Source organism: Halobellus sp. GM3 (assembly GCF_052545375.1).
This window is the reverse complement of sequence record NZ_JBQWLT010000001.1, coordinates 207,263-224,520: the sequence shown is the minus strand read 5'-3', so window position 1 is coordinate 224,520 and position 17,258 is coordinate 207,263. Positions and strand designations below refer to the sequence as shown.

Annotated in this window: 23 protein-coding genes and 1 pseudogene; 10 read left to right on the top strand and 14 right to left on the bottom strand. The window is 64.4% G+C overall.

Annotated features, from left to right (window positions below):
* Positions 1-291 precede the first annotated feature (291 nt).
* From ACT3HL_RS01165 to ACT3HL_RS01150, 4 genes are all read right to left on the bottom strand, one after another.
* Positions 292-759, bottom strand: a complete 468-nt coding sequence (locus tag ACT3HL_RS01165) for a cupin domain-containing protein (protein ID WP_445084969.1) — start codon at positions 757-759, stop codon at positions 292-294.
* A gap of 117 nt (positions 760-876) precedes the next feature.
* Positions 877-1,392, bottom strand: a complete 516-nt coding sequence (locus ACT3HL_RS01160) for a redoxin domain-containing protein (RefSeq protein ID WP_445084968.1) — start codon at positions 1,390-1,392, stop codon at positions 877-879.
* A 3-nt stretch (positions 1,393-1,395) separates the two neighbouring features.
* Positions 1,396-1,671, bottom strand: coding sequence for a glutathione S-transferase N-terminal domain-containing protein (locus tag ACT3HL_RS01155; protein ID WP_445084967.1), 276 nt, complete (start codon positions 1,669-1,671; stop codon positions 1,396-1,398).
* A 71-nt stretch (positions 1,672-1,742) separates the two neighbouring features.
* Positions 1,743-2,768 carry a succinylglutamate desuccinylase/aspartoacylase family protein gene (locus tag ACT3HL_RS01150; RefSeq protein WP_445084966.1) on the bottom strand — a complete coding sequence of 342 codons (1,026 nt, stop codon included), beginning with the start codon at positions 2,766-2,768 and terminating at the stop codon, positions 1,743-1,745.
* Positions 2,769-2,883: 115 nt separating this feature from the next.
* Between ACT3HL_RS01150 and ACT3HL_RS01145 the strand changes: the two are divergent.
* From ACT3HL_RS01145 to ACT3HL_RS01130, 4 genes and pseudogenes are all read left to right on the top strand, one after another.
* Positions 2,884-3,645: pseudogene (locus ACT3HL_RS01145) on the top strand (ATP-grasp domain-containing protein); the annotation flags it as partial.
* Between the two features lie 209 nt (positions 3,646-3,854).
* Positions 3,855-4,172: a putative ATP-dependent zinc protease gene (locus ACT3HL_RS01140; protein ID WP_445085275.1), complete on the top strand. Its 318-nt coding sequence runs from the start codon at positions 3,855-3,857 to the stop codon at positions 4,170-4,172.
* Between the two features lie 130 nt (positions 4,173-4,302).
* The gene (locus ACT3HL_RS01135) at positions 4,303-4,575 is read left to right on the top strand and encodes a hypothetical protein (protein WP_445084965.1); all 273 of its coding nucleotides are present in this window, start codon (positions 4,303-4,305) and stop codon (positions 4,573-4,575) included.
* Positions 4,576-4,633: 58 nt separating this feature from the next.
* A complete protein-coding gene (locus tag ACT3HL_RS01130) occupies positions 4,634-5,230 on the top strand; it encodes a helix-turn-helix domain-containing protein (protein WP_445084964.1) in 597 nt (198 codons plus the stop codon).
* A 20-nt stretch (positions 5,231-5,250) separates the two neighbouring features.
* Here ACT3HL_RS01130 and ACT3HL_RS01125 read toward each other — a convergent pair whose 3' ends face one another.
* Positions 5,251-6,240: a TSUP family transporter gene (locus ACT3HL_RS01125; protein WP_445084963.1), complete on the bottom strand. Its 990-nt coding sequence runs from the start codon at positions 6,238-6,240 to the stop codon at positions 5,251-5,253.
* A gap of 60 nt (positions 6,241-6,300) precedes the next feature.
* The gene (locus ACT3HL_RS01120) at positions 6,301-6,726 is read right to left on the bottom strand and encodes a hypothetical protein (protein ID WP_445084962.1); all 426 of its coding nucleotides are present in this window, start codon (positions 6,724-6,726) and stop codon (positions 6,301-6,303) included.
* Between the two features lie 171 nt (positions 6,727-6,897).
* Between ACT3HL_RS01120 and ACT3HL_RS01115 the strand changes: the two genes are divergently transcribed.
* The 5 genes from ACT3HL_RS01115 to ACT3HL_RS01095 all read left to right on the top strand — a co-directional run bounded on the left by ACT3HL_RS01115 (position 6,898) and on the right by ACT3HL_RS01095 (position 10,892).
* The gene (locus tag ACT3HL_RS01115) at positions 6,898-8,325 is read left to right on the top strand and encodes a dihydrolipoyl dehydrogenase (protein WP_445084961.1); all 1,428 of its coding nucleotides are present in this window, start codon (positions 6,898-6,900) and stop codon (positions 8,323-8,325) included.
* Between the two features lie 146 nt (positions 8,326-8,471).
* The gene (locus ACT3HL_RS01110) at positions 8,472-8,828 is read left to right on the top strand and encodes a DsrE family protein (RefSeq protein ID WP_445084960.1); all 357 of its coding nucleotides are present in this window, start codon (positions 8,472-8,474) and stop codon (positions 8,826-8,828) included.
* Between the two features lie 407 nt (positions 8,829-9,235).
* Positions 9,236-9,433, top strand: coding sequence for a Rieske 2Fe-2S domain-containing protein (locus tag ACT3HL_RS01105; RefSeq protein ID WP_445085274.1), 198 nt, complete (start codon positions 9,236-9,238; stop codon positions 9,431-9,433).
* A 3-nt stretch (positions 9,434-9,436) separates the two neighbouring features.
* Entirely contained in the window at positions 9,437-10,222 is a 786-nt protein-coding gene (locus tag ACT3HL_RS01100; protein WP_445084959.1) for a TSUP family transporter, read from the top strand.
* A 181-nt stretch (positions 10,223-10,403) separates the two neighbouring features.
* Positions 10,404-10,892, top strand: coding sequence for a hypothetical protein (locus ACT3HL_RS01095; protein WP_445084958.1), 489 nt, complete (start codon positions 10,404-10,406; stop codon positions 10,890-10,892).
* Between the two features lie 123 nt (positions 10,893-11,015).
* Here ACT3HL_RS01095 and ACT3HL_RS01090 read toward each other — a convergent pair whose 3' ends face one another.
* The 4 genes from ACT3HL_RS01090 to ACT3HL_RS01075 all read right to left on the bottom strand — a co-directional run bounded on the left by ACT3HL_RS01090 (position 11,016) and on the right by ACT3HL_RS01075 (position 13,758).
* Positions 11,016-11,261 carry a hypothetical protein gene (locus ACT3HL_RS01090; protein ID WP_445084957.1) on the bottom strand — a complete coding sequence of 82 codons (246 nt, stop codon included), beginning with the start codon at positions 11,259-11,261 and terminating at the stop codon, positions 11,016-11,018.
* A 272-nt stretch (positions 11,262-11,533) separates the two neighbouring features.
* Positions 11,534-12,682 carry an RNA 3'-terminal phosphate cyclase gene (rtcA, locus tag ACT3HL_RS01085; RefSeq protein WP_445084956.1) on the bottom strand — a complete coding sequence of 383 codons (1,149 nt, stop codon included), beginning with the start codon at positions 12,680-12,682 and terminating at the stop codon, positions 11,534-11,536.
* Entirely contained in the window at positions 12,682-13,131 is a 450-nt protein-coding gene (locus ACT3HL_RS01080; RefSeq protein WP_445084955.1) for a universal stress protein, read from the bottom strand. The genes rtcA and ACT3HL_RS01080 overlap by 1 nt, the downstream gene beginning before the upstream one ends.
* Positions 13,132-13,236: 105 nt before the next feature.
* A complete protein-coding gene (locus tag ACT3HL_RS01075) occupies positions 13,237-13,758 on the bottom strand; it encodes an archaemetzincin family Zn-dependent metalloprotease (RefSeq protein WP_445084954.1) in 522 nt (173 codons plus the stop codon).
* A gap of 39 nt (positions 13,759-13,797) precedes the next feature.
* Between ACT3HL_RS01075 and ACT3HL_RS01070 the strand changes: the two genes are divergently transcribed.
* Complete coding sequence (locus tag ACT3HL_RS01070) at positions 13,798-14,226, top strand: UPF0146 family protein (protein ID WP_445084953.1); 429 nt, start codon at positions 13,798-13,800, stop codon at positions 14,224-14,226.
* A gap of 15 nt (positions 14,227-14,241) precedes the next feature.
* On the opposite strand, the gene ACT3HL_RS01065 is transcribed toward ACT3HL_RS01070, so the two are convergent.
* The 4 genes from ACT3HL_RS01065 to ACT3HL_RS01050 all read right to left on the bottom strand — a co-directional run bounded on the left by ACT3HL_RS01065 (position 14,242) and on the right by ACT3HL_RS01050 (position 17,216).
* Positions 14,242-14,694, bottom strand: a complete 453-nt coding sequence (locus ACT3HL_RS01065) for an Hsp20 family protein (RefSeq protein WP_445084952.1) — start codon at positions 14,692-14,694, stop codon at positions 14,242-14,244.
* 101 nt (positions 14,695-14,795) lie between these two features.
* A complete protein-coding gene (gene pheA, locus ACT3HL_RS01060) occupies positions 14,796-15,602 on the bottom strand; it encodes a prephenate dehydratase (protein WP_445084951.1) in 807 nt (268 codons plus the stop codon).
* Between the two features lie 141 nt (positions 15,603-15,743).
* Complete coding sequence (locus ACT3HL_RS01055; protein ID WP_445084950.1) at positions 15,744-16,310, bottom strand: metal-dependent hydrolase; 567 nt, start codon at positions 16,308-16,310, stop codon at positions 15,744-15,746.
* Between the two features lie 387 nt (positions 16,311-16,697).
* The gene (locus ACT3HL_RS01050; protein ID WP_445084949.1) at positions 16,698-17,216 is read right to left on the bottom strand and encodes a nicotinamide-nucleotide amidohydrolase family protein; all 519 of its coding nucleotides are present in this window, start codon (positions 17,214-17,216) and stop codon (positions 16,698-16,700) included.
* Positions 17,217-17,258: the final 42 nt, after the last annotated feature.

Here is a 17,258-nt window from a genome sequence, read left to right as displayed (position 1 = left end):
GAGCGCCCCGGGGCAGAGACGATAGCAAAGTGAGGGAACTGGTACATAGAACCGATAGACCGAGTCGTTGCTTACCTCCTCTGCCGACACTTGAAGGCATACCCCGCTCTCGGGGCCCCCGAGCCGCGAGTGGGGTGTTCACAGTCTCCACGGGCCGTTCGCTCGTGTCCCGTCCCGTTCGCGCGATCGAGCGGGTGTGCCAACGGCAGGATCGAGCGGCGTATGGCTTGAATTGTGGCCGATATCGCGAAGCCTCCGCGCCGGTTTCGAGCCGCCTCGAGCGCGACGTGGCTACTCGAACCGTCCCGTTTCGGTTCCGCACGCCAGACACCGAGTGATCTTGGCGTGACCGTCCGGAGCACGTTCGATAGTATTCGGGGTGCGCTCGCCGCAGTCGACGCACTCCCGGAGGATTTTCGACTCACCCGCTTCTTGCGGCGCACCGAGAACCAAGGCGACGACCGGCTCCTCACCGGTGTTGGTCCCCTGCTGGTACTCGCCGGGCGCGAACCGGATCACTTCCCCCGCCCCCACATCGATGTCTCCCTCCTCCGTCTCGAACGTCACCCGCCCGTCCTGAACAACGAAGATCTCCTCTTGGTTTTCGTGCATATGGTACCCGTACGCAAAGCTATCCCCCGGTGCCAGTTCGTAGTAGTTGAGCGCCACGTTGGCGGCGCTGATCGCGTCGGTCAAGGGCCGCTTGACAGTCGCGGAGTCAATTTCCCCATCGACGTCGTCGATGCGTATCTTGTCCATAGCCGGGACACGGGCGAGGCTCGAAAAGTCCTGTTGGTTCTGACGTCCTCCCGCGGCTGAAGACGCGAGACTCAGCGCCTGGCGGACGCCCGGTGCGTCCCTGTCTACTGCGGGCAGTCAGCGGACGGCGAGTTCGTCTTCGATCTCGTCGTAATCGGGGAATTCAGGCCATTCCTGGGCCACCCACGCGTACTGGATCGTCCGTTCCCCGTCGAGGAGAAACACGGCGGGTCGTGGCTCGCTGATGCCGGCCATCCCGTCGAGGTCGTTGACGATCCCGTACTCCTCGGCGACGCCGTTCTGTGGGTCGCTGAACAGCCGATACGACATCTCGCGCTCCTCCATGAACGTCTTGTGCTCGTAGGGCGACGAGATTGAGAGCCCGACGATCGTGACGTCGTAGTCGTCGTCCCACGCGCGATCACGCAGTTCGTTCCAGATGTACGTCGCCGGGAAGGCGCCGTCCATCGGGTAGAACACGAGGAGAACCGGACCCGCGGCAGTGAGTTCCGACAGGGCAACGTCCTCCCAGTACTCGTCGTTCACCAAGGGGCGGGCGAAATCGGGAGCTTTCGCTCCGTCGTCGGGATGGTTCGACTCCTCAAGGTCGACCACGTCGAAATCGAGATCCATCGGTTAGGCCTCCGGTCCGTAGGTGTTCTCGAGGTACTCGACGATGTTCGCGCTCTCGGACATCGTCACGCCGGTGTTCTCGTCGACGATCGCCGGAACGGTGCGCTTGCCGCTGATGCGCTTGACGACGTCACGTTCGGAGTGCATCGCCTCGACGAACCGCGAGCGGTAGTCGAGGTCGTACTCCGTGAGTTTGCGAACGACGCGCTCGCAGAACGGGCAGGCTTGCAGCCGATACAACGTGATCGAGGGGTCGGTGGTGGACGCGGATCCGCTCATTGTGAACTTGTTTGACTTGGTGTCGCGTGGTGGTAAACACTGTGCTGTCTCGGTTTGTGAGGCACACGGGATTAGGCTACGTGTGGAACGCCACGCTGCTCCTCGATGATTCGTTCTTGCATATCGCCGATCCGTATGAAGTGACAGAGTGGGTTTCCTGGATAGACGACCGGGTTTTCCAGTACCCCGACGAGCAGTCCGGTGAATGGGGCCTCAACGGTCGTTTCATCGGATTTGAACGGATTCGTGATCCGGCAAATCGTCTCGCCTTCGTGGACTAACTCCCCCCGTTCGCAGTTCATTTCCACGATCCCACCCGCGTCGGCCCGGAGCCACGTCTTTTCGCTCCAGCCCTCGATCACAGTCCGCCATCCCGGCCACCGGACCGTTTCCTGTTGGTAAATCCCGTATTCAGCGAAGACGCTTCGGACGCCATCGAGGGCGTGGTCGATCAGCTCTCGCTCGAAGCGGTGTGCTTCCCCCATCTCGAGTGTGATCGTCGGGATACCATCGTCAGTCGCCTCGCGACGAAGCATCCCCGAGGAGCCTTCACCGGCCATAATGAGGTTCGCTCCGAAGGCGCGGGCGAGTCGCGCTGCCCCCTCGTCGTCCATATCCGCGCGGACGTGGAACATATTCGTCCGCCCCCGCGTCGAGGTGTGGAAATCGAGGCCGAAATCACAGGGCTCGATAAAGTTATGATATATCCGATAGGCGATCCGGTTCGAGCTCGTACTGCCCTGTTTACCTGGGAAGGCTCGATTCAGGTCCCGTTCGTAGATTGGTAGGTACCGCTCCTGTGCGACGAACCCTTGGACGTTCAGGACAGGGAGGCAGACGAGCGTCCCACAGACCTCCGAGTGGTCCCATTCCTGAGCGACTTCTCGAACGACCTCGATGCCGTTGAGTTCGTCACCGTGAATGGCGGCCGAGAGAAACGCGGTCGGTCCGGGCCGTGGCCAGTTGATGACCGTGACCGGAATTCGAACCGGATCGCCGAGATACGTTTCGCTCACGGGGTAGCGAAACTCCTCGGTTTCGCCCGGCTCTACCCGGCCACCGGCGAATGTGAACGCATCTGCCTGTTGGGCGGTCATCTGCCCCGAGATGGTGTTCCCTATCGGGTTAAATCGGGAGAGTGGTTGTAACTGTGTTACACGCTCGCAGAACGCGTAATGATTGTCGCCCCAAATCTGTACCAGAGTAACGCGTATGACAGTCTCCTCCAATTCGCCCGAGCCAGCGGGTGTGACGGACTCGACGCGGTCTTCGTGCATCGAGCGTGCGCAGGCCGACGCCGGAACACAACGGGTCGGCGTGTTGAGCACCCACAACAGCAAGGAGACCAAAGCGATCCTGAACTCGGTTCGGGCGCTGGGGCACGACCCCGTGTGGATCCGCGACGAGAACGTCGCCTCGTGGATCGAAGCGGGCACCGTCCAGCTCTCGCCGGGCGTCGACGTCCTCGTGAACCGACTGCTCCTGACGAAGAGTGACCGCCGGCTCGAAGACCTCCAACTCGCCGCGCTCTACGCGGAGACGACACCCGTTGTGAACTCACCGCGAACCCCCGAAAAGTGGCCGGTGCAGCTCCCAGACGACGCCGCACACAAACGTACCATCGGGACAAACGGGCAGCAGATGTCGATCGTCGCGCCGAGCGGTCCGATCAGTCCGATGATAAGCGACGAGCACTCGTTCGTTCAGGAGTTTCTGGAAGACACCGAAAACCGTCCATCGGACGTGCGTGTCTACGTAGTGGGCGGCGAGATCGTCGGCGCAATGCGACGCTATGCTCCCGAGGGAGACTGGCGAACGAACGTGGCCCTCGGCGGCGGGGTCGAAGGGGTCACGAGCGAACTCGGTGAAACCCCACGTCGACTCGCAACAGAAGCGACGAGCGTCCTCGGATTGGACGTGGCCGGGGTCGATCTGATGTCTATCGGAGGCTACTGGTACATACTCGAAATCAACGCTACGGCGGGATTCAAGGGCCTGGTTTCGGCGACAGGCGTCTCGGTAGCGCCTCATATCTCTCGCCTCGCTATCGAGCGCGCAGGGGGGAGCGTCGAGGCGTCACGGGTCGGTGAGCTGGAATCGAGCCTAGACGATTCTGTCCCCGATTGTAACCCCCACTCGTCGCAGAGAAGGGAGGTGACGGTCTCCTCGGGTACACGACGCGGATACAACTCACTGGCCGGGACGGGGCCGAGCACGCAATCGCGAAGTCGGACACGGGAGCCGAACGGACGAGTATCGACACCGATCTCGCCGGCCGGGTCGGCGCAGGCCCACTCGTCGGCACCACTCGGGCCCGGTCGGGAACGGGGAGTGAGACAGAGACACGGCCACTCGTCGACGTCGAACTCCGTCTGAACGGCCGCTGGCGCACGGTCACGACCAGCATCACCGATCGGTCGGAGATGGCCTATCCAGTCCTTCTGGGCAAGGACGTGCTCGAAGCGTACACGCTGGACATCAGCCGAACCGCAGAAGAATAACCGTCAGTCGTCCGATGCACACCACAACCCGTCGTCGACGTACTGCACGCCCATCAGCGGAGAGTGGTACACAGGGCACCCCGACCGCGCGGATCTCGGGTCTATCGGGGCTGCACCCCCCTCGGTCCATATGTCCATAACGAGGCGAACCGTGTTAGAACACCTCGCCGTGGCCAGCGACGCGACAGCACGAGAGACGACGACTATCGAAGCGCTTGCGGCGACGCTCGACGCCGACGAACACGCCATCGAAGCGCATCTCCACGGGCTGGAGGCCTGTGATCTGGCCCGAGTGACCGCCGATGGGAACGCACGAGTGACGATTACTGGCGAAGAGCTACTGGAACTCGATGTCGATGAGATGATCGTCGTCGATTCGTCGGCAAATGACGCAGAGAAATAAGAGAACGGAATTTATGAGGTGTCCGTATGATGCTTGAGGAAATGGGGCTGAATCGCTAGTGGTAGAAAACGAGACGGACGAGTCGGCGGCGGAGTCCGGAGAGGTACAGTACGATCCCGAATCCAGTCGGTACAATCTGTACGAGTGCCCCGACTGCGATAACATCGTCCTCGCACTCGGCCGCGACGAACCGCCGATGTCCTGTCACGACACGCCGATGGAGCGCGTGACGGACGTGGAGATGAGCGTGAAGCCACCGGACGTCAAGCAGGTGCTCCTGCAGGCGTTCGGCCTGCCGAAGGCGGGGCTCGACATCTGTCTGTGTGTGATCGGCGAAGGGCCGCTGTCGGCGAACGAAGTCGCCGAGTCGCTGGGGTACGATCGGAGCACCATCACGCGGTATCTCAACACGTTGGTTGAGCTGGGCCTCCTGCGGCGGTCCGAACTGAACCGCGAGGCGGGCGGCGTGGTCAACGTCTATCACTCGGTCGACCTCGAACGGATGCGCCGCGAGACGCTGATCGGGTTCTACGTCTGGGCCGGCGAAGCCGCCGCGCTCATCGAGGACGCGAACCTGACGAAACAGGACTACCTCGAGGAGAACCCGGACCAAGCCCTGCCGGACGTGTTCTGGGAGTCGTTCCCCGACGACTAGGTATCGGGGCGGGCGCGGAATCAGGCCAGAAGCTCGCTCGCGAGGACGACCACCCCGACAATCGCGAAGACGACCCCGAGCGCCGGTTCCATAATTTCGCTGGGAACGTACTTTCCGACGCGTGTGCCGATAGTGCCGCCGATCAGAACGCCGGGGACGGACCAAGCGATGATATACCAGACGGGGGTCGCAGCCAGCGCGTGGACGACGGCGCCCGCGAAGGCCGCGATAGCGAGGACGAACACGCTCGTCGCGATCGCGACCCGCGGGGGGAGTCGGCACCGGACGATTAGTTGTGTCGTCGTGACTTCCGGGAGCCCAGCACTGATCAGTCCCGTGATGAATCCGCCCGCAGTCGCGAGGCCGACGCCGGGGAGTCGCCAGCAGTTGTTGTAGCGGAACGTCTCGCCGTCCGTCGTTTCGATGACCGTCTCTCCACGGCCGGCATTCTTCCGTGTGAGGAACTCGCCTTCACATTCGCCGGGGACGCACTCCTCGGGAGGGTCGTAATACACGAGAAAGCCGCCCAGAACGAGGAGGCCGACCCCGAAGGCGAGTGTGAGAAGCGTCGTCGGAACGTAATGCGCGGCGAACGCGCCGACGATGACCGCCGGTACCGCACCGAGGAGGAGCCACTTCGCGGTCGCGTAGTCGACGACCCGCTGGCGGACGTAGTTCACCAGCCCGTTCCCCATCCCGAACACCTCGGTTAAGAGGCCGGCACCGATCGCCTGCGAGGGGGAGAGACCGACGACCAGCATGAAGAACGGACTGAAGAACAGCGCTCCCGAGACGCCGGACGCGAGCGCGATCGTCGAAAACAGAATCGACGCGGGAAACACCCACCAGTGCGCGAGGAACCGGGCAGCCGGAAACCCGGCTGGTATCGGCAGCGATTGTAGCACGGGGGGCTGGAGTGAGAGTGTCGCTATCTCGTGTGTTGCTGAGACTGTGAGCAGGCTGCCTAGGAAAACGACGCCACCGAAGACGACCGAGCGGTTCCATATCATGAGAGTGTGTCGTACTGAAGTGTCTGTATACAGCGGGCGCAAGCGTCGGTGGCGATCCGCTCAGGCGAGAACGCCAGCCCCGAGGAAGGCACCCAAGACGACACCGTAGACGACGTGGACGGTCCCGAACATCACCATCATATCGCGGTCGGGTTCCATCCCGATGACCATCCGCATCCAGAACACCATCCCGCCGATCATCAGAATGATGCCGTAGACGAGGCCGAGGCCGGCCGCCACAGCTATCGACCCGAGACTCAGGCCGACTACCGGCACACCGACGGCGAAGACCGCACCCGCGACGATGCCGTACATCAGATGCAATATCATCCCGGGCATCGCGTGGTCCTCGGGGTCGCCGCCCACGACTTTCGCGACCAGCGACGCCGTCGGCGGTGGCCCGCCATCGCCCATCACCATCATGACGATGGTCATACCAATCGTTGCGACGAGTCCGCCAGCCAGACCGGCGATAATCGAGGCCATATTTCGGTTCTATCAGACGCGGGAGCAGTATTAAACCGCGGCGCGGTCGTTGAACGCAGTCGCACACTCGCGGACCCATCCGCTTCAAAACGGTGAGGGGTCCGTATTCAGGATGCACTCGTATCGAACACCCGCGGATGATTCTTACTGTCGCCCGCCGTTGACTGAGACATGGACGAAGTTGATTTTCTGGTCATCGGATCGGGATCCGGGTTAGACGTGGCCAACGCGGCCGCGAACCGAGGACAGTCGGTCGCGGTCGTTGAGAAAGGCCCGCTCGGCGGGACGTGTCTCAACCGCGGGTGTATCCCCTCGAAGATGCTGCTGTATCACGCGGACGTGCTGGAGACGATCGAACGCGCCGACGAGTTCCATATCGAGGCGGACGTGGCTGACGTCGAGTTCTCGGAAATCGTCCGCGAGGTCAACGAGGAAGTGCACACTGACTCGGAATCGATCAGAGACGGGTTGCGCTCATCCAACGCTCACGACCTCTACGAAGGCGAAGGACGGTTCGTCGACGAGCGGACGGTCGAAATCGCGAGCGGCGCCGACGAAGGGGCGCAAATCCGAGCCGAAACGATCCTCATCGCCGCGGGGACCCGCCCCGCAGTTCCAGATATCGGCGGGATCGAAGCGGTCGAGTACCTGACGAGCACCGAGGCGCTCCAGCTCGAGACGCCACCGGACCACCTCGTGATCGTCGGCGGCGGGTACATCGCCGCGGAACTCGGGCACTTCTTCGGGACGTTCGGGAGCGACGTGACGATCATTGGACGGCGTCCGAATCTACTTCCGGAAGCCGACGAGGAGATCGCGGAAGCGTTCACCGAGCGCTACGCCGAGCGGTTCACGGTCCACACGGGTCACGCGGCCACCGCGGTCTCGGAGGACAACGGGACAGTCACCGTCGAGGCACACCCGTACGAGTACGGCCCCGACGGCGGCGTCAGCGACGAAGCGTCCGTGACCGTGACAGGGGACGAACTGCTTGTTGCTGCGGGGCGGACACCCAATACGGACCGCCTCAATCTGGACGCAGCGGGGATCGAAACCGACGACCGGGGCTTCGTCGAGACCGACGAGCACCTCCGGACGACTGCCGACGGCGTGTGGGCGCTCGGCGACGTCGTCGGCGAGTACCTGCTGAAACACAGCGCGAACCACGAGGCGCAGGCCGTCGCCCGGAACCTCTTCGGCGATGAGCTCGAAGCGGTCGACTACACCGCGATGCCGTTCGCGGTGTTCTCCTCGCCGGAGGTCGCCGGCGTCGGCGCGCGGGAGGAGGAACTCAGAGACGCCGGCCGGGAGTACGCGACGCGAACGTATCGCTACGACCAGACCGCGCGCGGGAGCGCGATGAAGGCGGACGGGTTCCTGAAGGCCATCATCGATCTCGACGGCCGAATCCTCGGCTGCCACGTCATCGGCCCAGAGGCGTCCGACCTCATTCAGGAGGTCGTCGTGGTGATGAAAGCGGGGTCAGGTACCGTTCGAGACATCCGCGAGTCCGTCCATATCCACCCCGCCCTGTCCGAAGTCGTCCAACGTGGGTTCTCGGGGCAGTTCCATCGCGGGAACAGCGGTCACTCGCACTGACCGCGTCAAGCGGTCCGATTCAGCCGCAGTCATCGATACAGACGAGGCGTCGCGACGGACCGGTTATATAACTCTTGCCCGTAGCCGCGTCGGGTTCGCACGGCTACGGCCAGCATATACGGCCCCGAGCGAAAGGATAGGGCGCAATGGCAAAAGCAGCAGTCGTCATCCTCGCAGGAACCGAAGGACACGCAAACGTCGGTCGGGTCGTGAACGGCCTCGAAACAGCCAAGGAATTCGCCGAGACCGACGGCGACGAGGTCGAACTCATCTTCGACGGGGCGGGGACGCAGTGGGTTCCCGAACTCGAAGACGAAGACAGCGACTACCACGAACTATATCAGACCGTCCGCGATGAGGCCTCCGTCTGTGACTTCTGTTCCGGCGCCTTCGGCGTCGAAGACGCCGTCGCCGACGCAGGTGTCGTGACGCTCGACGACCACGACGGCCACCCGAGTGTCCGTTCGCTGGTCGACGACGACTACGAGATCATCACGTTCTGAAGTCCGGACTCGAAAGACAGTCAGGATCCCTGACACCGCTCCCGTCAGGGCACAGCAAACAACGTCAACTGACGGGAACGTGGGCAGAAGGTCGAACGGTTGGCTCGGTTCACCCGTATTGTCATCCACCGCCGATGGACGAGATATTATCGGGTTTATTATATATCAGAGGCCAATTCGAGGGCAGACCGAGAGTCCGCAGACAAGCCCACGGCTGCAGTCGCGGATTGATTCCCTAATCTCGGGATCGGCGTCGTCGACGCAGACGAACTCCAGCGTCCAGTATATAACTGCGGTGGTGAGGTGAAACGCCGCTGAACGGCCACGGTGCTATTAAATCTCCTCTCAACGGCTGAGAAGAATATGGCCGAGAACTCGCCCGCGGACGCGACACGCGGAAATATAGTCTGTTACAAGGCGCTTCCCACGGTGAGCTACCCGAGGGCCGAGTCGAGGCGATCAGCTGTGGCGACACCTCCGTGGCAATGACTCGTTACGACGACGAATATGCCGCTCTCGATACCAACTGCCCGCATCAGGGCGGCCCACTGGGCGAGGGCTCGACCGAGACCCCCAAGGCTATACGAGCAGCGCGGGCCCACTGACAAATGATTCCCGCTATCGGATGGACGACCGTCGCCCTGATGACGCTCGTCATTCTGCTCGCCGGAGCGACGAACGGGCTCGCCGGCTTCGGGTTCGCCGTCGTCGGGACCATGGCGCTCGCGACGATGATCGATCCAGCAACGGCCGTCGTATTTATGATAATTCCGATCCTCACGGTGAATCTCTCGCTGGTGGGGGACCTCTCCGGGGAACAGCTCCGGACCTGTAGTCGGCGGTTCGCCCCCCTCATCGGTGCGTCGTTGGCCGGAACAGTCGTCGGAATGGCAGCCCTCGGTCGTATTCCGAGCGGTCCCTTGCGTGTCGGTCTCGGGGTGCTGACTCTCGGATTCGTCGCGACCGCCCAGCGACGGATTCCGCTCCCGAAACTGTCCTCGGGCGGGGCGGATGCGTTCAGTCACTCGCGGGTCGGGATGCTCGGCATCGGCGGTGTTTCGGGACTCCTGTTCGGCGGGACGAACGTCGGAATCCAGCTCATCGCGTACCTCCGGAGCTTCGACCTCTCACACGGGCTGTTCGTCGGCGTCGTCGCCCTCGTATTCTTGGGACTCAACGGAATCCGAGTCGCCGTCGCCGGGCTGTTCGGGCTCTACCCGAGTCCCGCCGTTCTGGTCGCCTCCGTCGCCGCTGCGCTGCCGGCCGTGATCGGTGTCGCCATCGGGAAGCGGCTCCGGGCCACCGCCAGCGAACGCTCCCGTCGGCTCGTCGTGTTGGGACTGCTCACAGTGGTGGGAGTCCGATTGGTCGGCGGTGGGGTCGGAATCATCTAGCGAACGGGTCGGTGACCGAAGAAGTGTCGACTCGGCGAGACCGGATCGGAATCGACTCCAAAGGGGTTGTGGGCTTCCTCCCGCGCCAGACGGAGCGGGGTCCCGCTCTTGGCAGTCACTACGAGAAACAACCGCTGATTTACCCTCAAACTTTATTATGTGTCTGCACACACACGTTAGTATGGCACTACCCAACATAGTACGACAAACCTACCGCGGGTACGGCGTGGCAGCAGTGGTGTGGGCCGGATGGTCGATCGCGTGGGCCGGGACCGGCCTGAGGATGGACCCGGCGACAATCGGGTACGGGTGGCTCGCGATCGCCGCCGTCGGCGCCGTCTTGGCCGGGACGATGGTCACGATGCGCGTTCACGACGACTATCAGCTGTTTCGGACCGATCGACGGCATCGGAAGCGCTTCGAGGCCCACTCGCTGGGCAGTACGCCGCTGCATCTGTACGTGGCCGGAATGGGCGCGTGGGGCGTTCTCACCGCAGCGTGGGTGCTCGGAAGCGTCGGGTCCCTCAGCGCGACGATCGTCGCCTACGGGTGGTTCGGGATCGCGCTGTACGGGGCGGTCCTCACGGTCGGACTGGCCGTCAAGCACAAACAGGAACTCCGCGACGCCGCCGTCGACGTGACTCCCTCCGCGGTCGGTCTCGACTTCTGAGACAGACCGTCCGACTGCTCTCGGACGGGCGTGTCAGCACCATTCGCTCGCCAGAGTTATCTCAGCTACGAGGGCGAGATATCGACGGACGGGAAGCGACGAAAACAGCCGCAGACGACCCAGTCACCGCTCTTCGTGTTCGGCCAGTAGTTGCTCCATCGGCGAGCGGTCGAACTGGTAGACGCGGATGTCGGAGAACAGGAACAACGATCCCAGCACGATCCAGAGGCTCCCGATGGCCGCCGCCCAGCCCCAGCCGGTGAACACCCCGACGGCGTAGTGGAGCATCCAGATCCCGACTCCGAGGGCGATGAGTAGCGAACCGGCGTGAACGCTCGTTTCCGCGTACGACGATTCGTTTGCTCCCATATTCACAGAATCGCTGAACGGACAATTATATCTACTGTTCCAATTATCATATTCGATACCAGATGGCTGTGTTTGGTTGTGGGATCCTCCGAGGTACCGGCCGGACCGCGAGCGAGGGCGGTCGACTCCGGTGCAGAGCGGGCAAATCCGGATCAGAGCGGCTCTCCGATGTGGTATCGAACCGGTGTCCGATCGTCCCGGCGGCGGTCGTCGCTGAAGAGGCGAATACGAGTATCGATACCGAAAACAAGTCGGTGACCGACGGAATCGCACTACGACGGCACCGGTGCGGAGAGCGTCGCCTCCGACCCTCCTGAACTAGGTCCCTCGATCTCCACGTCGCCCTCGATCGACACGTCGTATCCGAACGCGCGAACGAGGTCGACGTTCGTGCGGACGTGATCGGTCACGCGCGGGACGCGGGCGCGACCGCCCGCGAGGGCGAGCCACACCACGAGCTGATCGCCGAGGTGGGCGTCGACGGGCGCGTCGGTATCACACCAGCGGACCGCGGCATCGACGGCCTCGGACGCGACGTCCTCGGACGGGACGCCGCGCGCTGCGTAGGCGGCGAATCCGGCGATGCCGCGCGGGTCGTGACGGACGTCCTTAGATTCGCCGTGAGCGGGTCCAATCGCGGCGTCGCGATCCGGCCGTTCCGCGACGATCGTCACGACGCCGCCCGGCGAGCGGGACTCGCCGTACGCCACGCTCGCCGCGATATCCTCGGCCGTCGCCCGATCCGAGAGTTCGGCGGCGGCCGATTCGGCCATCCTGTCGGCGACGTCGGCGTCTTCGAGCGCCGCCGACGCGACGGCGTGAACGGTCCAGTCCCAGTCGCCCACGGAGCCGCGTGCCGGGAGCTCGAGCGGCGAGATAGCCGACGGACGGACATCGACGACGAGTCCCCCGCCGCCAGCGGGGTAAAAGCCGCGTCGTGTCACGTCGACCGCGGCATCGAGGCCACAGGATCGAAGGAGCGGAAGCTTGACCGAGCGGAGGTAGTCGGTCGGCGGCGACCACTTCACGTCGGTGCCGCCGGCGAGCCGGACCCGAACGGGTGACTCCAACCGCGCCGCGAGCGGGAGCACGGTGTCGGCCACGAGCGTGACGCTCCCGGCGGTTCCGACGTCGAAATCGAGGGTCGCCGAGTCGGAAGCTGCCCCGACATCGAGGCCGTCGACGGTCGGTCCGTTCGGCTCGAAGACGAGCGTCTCCGAGCCGACATCGGCACCTGAAACGTCGGCGTCGGCGAGCGTCGCGAGCAGTTCCACGCAGGTGCGGTGCTGGCGCTTCAGTCCGGGGTTCGGTCGATCGCCCCGGACGTTCTCCATCCGAAACGGCACGCCGTCGAGGGCCGAGAGCGTCAGTGCGGTTCGGACGAGCTGTCCGCCGCCGTCGGTGCCGTCGAGTTCGAGCATCACTTCACGACGGTCACCGGGACTGTCGCGTGCCTGACGAGCCCCTTCGCGACGCTACCGACCATCCCCTCGACGCGGTCCGACAGGCCGCGGTGGCCGACGAAGATCCCGTCGACGGCCTCGCTCTCGGCGTACTCGGCGACGCTGTCGACGGGGCTCCCGTAGAGCAGCGTCGTCTCGACCGCGACGTCCGCGCGCTCGGCCCGCTCGCGGGCGTCGTCAAGCACTTCCTCCCCGCGCGTCTCGGCCACGTCGATGTCCTCGGTGTAGATCCGCTGGCCCACCTCGGCGTTCGTCGGCGCTTCCTCCCCGGTCTCTTCGACGAGTACCCGGGGTTCGACGGCGTACGCGACGAGCAGGGACGCGTCGGTCTGCGAGGCGAGGTCGATCGCGTATTCGAGCGCCTCGGTACTCGACTCCGAACCGTCGACGGCGACAAGATACTGCATCACCTACTGAACTACGTTCACGGTCGCTTAGTAATTTGTGCAGAACAGCGAGACGGTGGTAGCGAGGCGACGAAACCGATCTCAGTACAGTGGCAACAACCGATCTCAGTACAGTAACTGACTACACGTCCCGCAGAGGTTCTCCTCTTTGACGTCGACCTCGCGGACCGTCGGTGAGAAGGACATCACACACTTGCTGTTGTCGCAGTGTTCGAGCCCGAGCGTGTGGCCGATCTCGTGGACGACCTCCTTGCGGATGCGATCGGAGAACACCTCCGATTGGGGTTTCGAGGTGATGCCGCCGTCCGAGGAGGTATGGAGGCGGTGCGTGGAGATCACGGAGCCGTTGCCGTTCAGGTACGCGAGCCCGAACACGTAGTTCCGGCGCCGGTAATACAGGTCCTGTGCGGTGATGCCGATGTTCTTCTCGCCCGTGCCGACCCGGCTGGCCAGTTCGATGAACTGCTCGGCGCGGTACTGGTTCCGGCTCCGGTCGAACGCGCCGTCGGGGATCGACTGTTCCTCCTGTACCGTGACGTCGCAGTCGTACACTCCCCGGAGCGCAGCGGACGCCTCCCGTTTGACCTGCGCGGGGAGATCCCCGATCGGCACGATGTCGACGAGCATAGAAGGGCTTAAGCGGGGCGGATTGATAAATATCCCGCCGTGAGAACCGCCCGTGAGGCCGCCCTCGTCGCCCGTTTTTCGAGCTACGAGACCGCCGTAGAGATCGGGATCGGACGCCGCCCAGCGGTCGCCGCCGGCCTCGCCGATGCGGGGACGTCAGTCACCGCCACGGACGTTTTCGACGTCCGTGAAATCGAGGACGTCGACCTCCATCCATCGGTCACGTTCGTACTCGACGACGTGGTCGCGGCGAGCGAGCGGGACGATCCGGGTTCGGGCTACCGCGCGGATCTCCTCTACGGGCTGAACCTCCCGCCGGAACTCCACCGGCCGGCGGCGGCCGTCGCCCGCGCCGTCGGCGCCGACTTCCTCTTCACCACGCTCGGATACGACGCGCCGGCGGTCCCGTGTTCGACCGAGTCGCTCGCGGGCGGCGAGACGCTCTATGTGGCCCGGGAATCGGTGTGAACGCCTCGTCGACGCCTATTCGACGTCGATGTGGTGGGACGCCTCGTCGTCCTCGACGAGCAGCTTCGGGAGGATCACGGTGAGGACACCGTTGTTGTACGTCGCCGAGGCGTCGTCAGCGCGGACATCCGCCGGGAGTCGGAGCGACCGTCGGACCGAGTCCGAGCGACGCTCGCGGCGAACGTAGTGTTCCTCACTCCCGTGTTCGTTCCCGGTGTCCGTAGACTCCTCGCGGACGGCTTCGATCGTCAGGAGTCGGTCGGCCACCGACAGGTCGATGTCCTCGCGGTCGAATCCCGGGAGGTCGACGACGGCGACGAACGACTCCGAATCCTCGCGGAGGTCGATCGCCGTCTCGTGACCGAACGGACGGGGTGCGTCGAACTGTCGGCTCATCTCTTCGAGCTGTCGGGACATTCGGGCGAACAGGTCGTCGAACTCGTCGAAACTGGGGGAACGCTTCATCATTGAATACTCACCAACGTACAGAATAGACGGCTGAGACCATAAAGTGAGCTGGAACTATGCTCGCAGATCGCACGCGAGACGCGCCGACACCGCCATTCGGACTAATACAGGACGTGTCGCTTATCGTACGATCCGAGCCGTTTCACCCAGCCGTTTTCTGCGATCGCCTCGACGTCGTCGAGGGCGGCCTGCGCGCGGTCCTCGTAGAGTCCGGCCTCGAAATCGAGATGGAAGAGGTAATCGCCGAGGCGGTTCCCGCTGGGGCGCGATTCGATCCGCGAGAGGTTGATGTTGCGCTCGGCGAACGCCTCGAGCAGTTCGAGCAGGAGCCCCGGGTAGTTCGTGTTCGGGTAGACGACGATCGTCGACTTGCCGCCGCCCTCGGCGCGCTCCGTGAGCGGCGCGATGACGAAGAATCGCGTCGCGTTCGAGGAGCGGTCTTGGATGTCCTCGGCGATCACCGTGAGGTCGTCACCGGCGTTGTCGGGGTGGCCGATGCCGGCGACGTTCGCGTTCTCTCGCGCGTATTCGACGCCCCGGGCAGTGCTCGTGACGGGTTCCAACTCGGCGTTGGGGTACTCGCGTTCGAGGTAGGACCGACACTGCGCGAGCGCCTGCGAGTGGGAGGCGACCGTATCGAAGTTCGGCGACTGCGCGAGCAGCGCGTGGCGGATAGGCGTAACGATCTCTTGGGTGACTGCGATGTCCGCGTTCGCGATCGAATCGAGCGTCTCCGTGACGCTCCCCTCGATGCTGTTTTCGATGGGGACGACGCCGCGCTCGAACTCGCCGGCGTCGACCGCGGTGACGATCGCCGAGACCGACTCGCGGAACACGACGTCATCGTCGACCGCCCGGGCTGCTCGATGCGAATACGTTCCCGCGGGACCCAGCGTGACTACCTGCATGGCGCCGTGTACTTCGGGGATTCCTAAAAGCCCGTCGGGAACCTCGCCGGGGCGACCGCCCGCTCAGAGGGGCCATCGAACGTCCGCATCGACTCGCCGGACGGGACGGCGAGAAGCTATCTACTGGTCCGATAATCCGATTCAGGCGCCAATCACCGTTCGGATCATACTCGCCGCCTCGGTCAGCGACGTGTCGAGCGCGAAGACGTAGTTGTGGACGACCATCAACACGAGGAGCTCCATCGCCGTCACCACGACAGTCACTTTCCTTGCCCAACCGCTCGAGGTCGCCACGCCCGTCGGAAGGTCGTACTCGGTCGACGAGAACGGGTAGAAGAGCGCGATCCCGCGCTTCGAGCCGACCATGTCGAGGAGATAGTGCGTCGCGACGCCGATCCAGACGAACTGGAGGTTCCCGAAGAGGTACGGGAACACGACGAAAATCCCGAGCACCGGGAGGTTGTGCAGCGTCTTTCGGTGCCGGCCGAACGCGGTGTCGACGTCCGGGAACAGTGACCCGAGGATGACCGGAAGCGACAGCGCCACGACCATCTCCGCGACGTCGCCGGCGACTCCAGCCACGGCGCCGACGCTGACGGCGCCGTTCGCGCCGCCGACGACGGGACCCGCCGTGGGATCGATCGAGAGAATGAACCCAAGCCCGATCGCCAGCAGTGCCCCGTTCAGTACGTGCCCGTCTTTGTTCATCGGGCGTGACTGTGACCGGGGGCCCTACAAACGTTGTGTCTCGACGCAGGCGGGGCCCGCCGTCGATACGGAAGTGACGACGCCCGGGGCAGGTCATACGACAGTGACGACGCCCGGGACCGATCAGTCGCCCGCGAGGAACCGGACCGGACGGGTGATGGGACAGCCAGTCGATGCCGAGATCGACTGGACGCATCCACGAAACGGTCGCATCGCCCACGGGTTCATATACGAAGCCGGGGGCAACACCCGCGTGATCTGAACGCGACCCCGCGTCGAGTCGCGGTTGCTCGGCACGTCGACGCGGAAGACGACAGCGACGGCGCCGGCGAGGGCGTCGGCGCGAGCGGGTGCCGACTGTTCGCTATCAAGAGTGTCCCTGCGCCGTCACTCGCGCTCACCGAGGGCCGTCGCGAGCGTCTCCAGCGCCCGCCGCGCGATCTGCTCTTTGATCTGTCGCCGATCGCCGTCGAACTCGTGACGCTCGACGCGGGTGTAGGACTCGCCCGTCCCCCACTCGCCGCGGTGTGCGAGGCCGATGTAGACCGTCCCGACCGGTTTCTCGGCCGTCCCCCCCTCTGGGCCGGCGATGCCGGTCGTTGCGACGCCCCAGTCCGTCCCCGAGACGTCGCGGACGCCGGCGGCCATCTCGCCGGCGACCGGCTCCGAGACGGCGCCGTGGTCGTCCAGTGACTCCCGCGCGACGCCGAGCGCGGTGAGCTTCGCGTCGTAGGAGTACGTGACGAGCGACCGGTCGAAGTACGCCGAGGAGCCGGGCACGTCGGTCAGAAGCGACCCGATCAGGCCGCCGGTGCAGGACTCGGCGACGGCGACGGTCGCGTCTGCCTCCCGGAGGGCGTCGCCGACGCGGACCTCGACCGGCGGGTCGGAAGCGAACTCGCGCATAGACGCCCCGACGGGCGCCGACGCCAAAAGTCCCGCTCCGAC